The sequence below is a fragment of the Micromonospora sp. NPDC005163 genome (assembly GCF_053599835.1).
Genome location: NZ_JBSFYP010000127.1, coordinates 5,170 through 7,714, shown reverse-complemented (window position 1 = coordinate 7,714; position 2,545 = coordinate 5,170). Strand labels below are relative to the sequence as shown.

The following is a 2,545-nucleotide window of genomic DNA, read 5'->3' as shown; positions in this document are numbered from 1 at the left end:
GTCCTCGTAGGCGACTCCACGACCGACATCCAAGCCGCGCAAGCAGCAGGCGTCGGCAGCATCGGCTACGCGAACAAGCCAGGGAAGAGCGAGGCGCTTACCCAAGTTGGCGCAGACGCGGTCATCCGCCAGATGACCGAGCTTTCGACCGCGCTTCGTGACGCACCTCGCGGCTGGTGACTTGGACAGCGCGGACAGGAAGCCGGCCGGACTGCCGGCGTGTGATCCGCCAACTGATCCGCTACGCACCTCCGCCAGGTGATGTGCGACAGGGGTCTAGGGCCTAGCGGCAGGTCGGCGGAGCGTGAACGCACGGTTCTGCCGATGAGCGGAAACTCGATCATGTCAGCAGCGAAGCGCTTGCTCCTCACGCGGCGTCATGCCACATAGTCGGTGACGTGGAGGAGCACCTGACCGTGGGGCGTGTGGCGGAGTTGGCCGGCGTCAGCGTCCGCACACTGCATCACTATGACGAGATCGGCCTCCTTGAGCCGTCCACGCGGACCGCGGCTGGGCACCGGGCCTACTCCCCGGGCGACGTGGAGCGACTCCGGGAGGTGCTCGCCTACCGGCGGCTCGGCTTCGGATTGCGGGAGATCGCGGATCTGGTTGACGATCCGGCCACCGACGCAGTCGCGCACCTGTGCCGGCTGCGCGGCCTGCTGATGGACCAGCGCGACCGCGCTGCCGCCATGGTGACGGCCATAGACAGGGAACTGGAGGCACGAGCAATGGGGATCAGGACGACGCCAGAGGAGCAACTGAAAGTGTTCGGCGCGCAGTTGTACGACGCCATCGGATCCGCGTACCCAGCGACGCGGCGCACCGAGCCACGGATCGCCGCGCGCATCTGGGATGCGCTGGGGGACGCACGAACGGTACTGAACGTCGGGGCCGGCACCGGCTCCTACGAACCCCCCGACCGCGACGTCACGGCGGTGGAACCGTCGGCGGTCATGCGGGCGCAGCGTCCCGCGGGCGCGGCGCCGTGCGTGGCCGCCGCTGCGGAGAGTCTGCCGTTCGAGGACCAGTCCTTTGACGCCGCGATGGCGGTCAGCACCGTTCATCACTGGCCGGACCCGGTCGCCGGGCTGCGTGAGATGCGGCGTGTGGCCCGCCGCGTGGTGGTGTTCACGTACGACGCCGATGACACCGGCTGGCGTCAGCGGTTCTGGCTCACCCGCGACTACTTACCTGAGTTCGCAGACCTCCTCGTCGGCTGGCCGTCCCTGGCCGACCTGACCCGCGCGATCGGAGGACGCGCGGAGCCGGTGCTCGTCCCGTGGGACTGCGCTGACGGCTTCTTCGAGGCACACTGGCGCCGGCCTGAGGCGTACTTGGACGAACATGTGCGCCGCGCGGTTTCGGTATGGACCAGAGTCGGACCGCAGGCTGAGCAACGGGCAGTCAGCACACTCCGCGAAGACCTTTCCTCAGGCCGGTGGGCCGAGCGCAACCGCGACCTCGTCGCCCTCGACACGGCAGAGCTCGGTCTCCGCCTGCTCGTAGCCTGAACCACCGTGCGCGAGAACGCCGCCAGAAAGCTGACCGCCGGGATCATTAGATACTGCCGCGGCGACGCTTGGCCTCCGCGGCGCGCTCAACCTGGACGTCCTTGCCGTACGGGTCGAGCTTGGACCTGTCGGCTCAGCTCATGAGCTGCATGAGAGAGCGACGCGCAGATCCGGTGCACGCTCATGCCGCGATCCGCGCCGACGTCGCAGATCAGTTGGCGGACGACTGTCGCACATCAGCCGACGGAGGACAGCCGGACTGCCGGCGATGTTGTGCAAAGTTTCTGTACGTCTTCAAGGCGGCCCGCAACGGGCCGCACGCGCCGCCGCCCGGGCGCGCGCCGGCCGCTGCCGCTGTCGCTCTGCGGCCGTCACGCCTGATGCCCGGCGGCTGGCGCGGAGAGCGGGGAGCCCGGAGGGCCGCCGCAGAACGACAGGCCGTTGACGGTGGGGGTGGTGGGCCGGCAGCCGGCCGGGCCGCGCGGCCAGCAGCCCGCGCGGCGTAGGAGAAGGGCACGCCGGCGGCGTGGCGAGCTGGCGGTGTTCGCGGGGTTGCGGTTAGTGCGCCTCCGGCGGGGGCGCTCCGGCTCCAGGATGGCTGGGACTCCGCCGGCGGGTCGCGGTCGGTGGGTGGTTGCGGTAGGCCATCCCGCCTGCCATCGACCCGGGCGAGCCGAGCAGACCACCGCCCGACCCGCCAGCGGCCGTACGAGCCGTCAAGGTCCGCTTGACGTGGCGGGCCGGTCGGCGGTCCGCTCCCCAGAGGGCGGGTCGACGGCACACGGGATGGCGAAGGTTGCCTAGAAGTTGCTGCTCGATCCGCTACTACTGCTCGATCCGCTGCTGCTGCTCGATCCGCTGCTGCTGCTGCTGCTCGATCCGCTGCGACTAGTCTCTCCAAAATCGTCATCATCGCCCCAACGGGATTCCGAGCCATCGGAACCCCACCCACTGTGCTCGTCACCCGTTCCGGGGGACTCGTCCGTTTCACCCGAGTAGTCGTTCCAATCCGATGCTGTGTCGGCCGGTGG

At 69.5% G+C, this 2,545-nt stretch carries 2 protein-coding genes; both read left to right on the top strand.

The genetic code is table 11. The annotated features are described in order from the left end of the window. A partial coding sequence (locus tag ACWD6N_RS36905) for an HAD family hydrolase (RefSeq protein ID WP_450006628.1) occupies positions 1-180 on the top strand: 180 nt, incomplete at its 5' end. A 218-nt stretch (positions 181-398) separates the two neighbouring features. Then, positions 399-1,514, top strand: coding sequence for a MerR family transcriptional regulator (locus ACWD6N_RS36900; protein WP_354967068.1), 1,116 nt, complete (start codon positions 399-401; stop codon positions 1,512-1,514). Positions 1,515-2,545 lie beyond the last annotated feature (1,031 nt).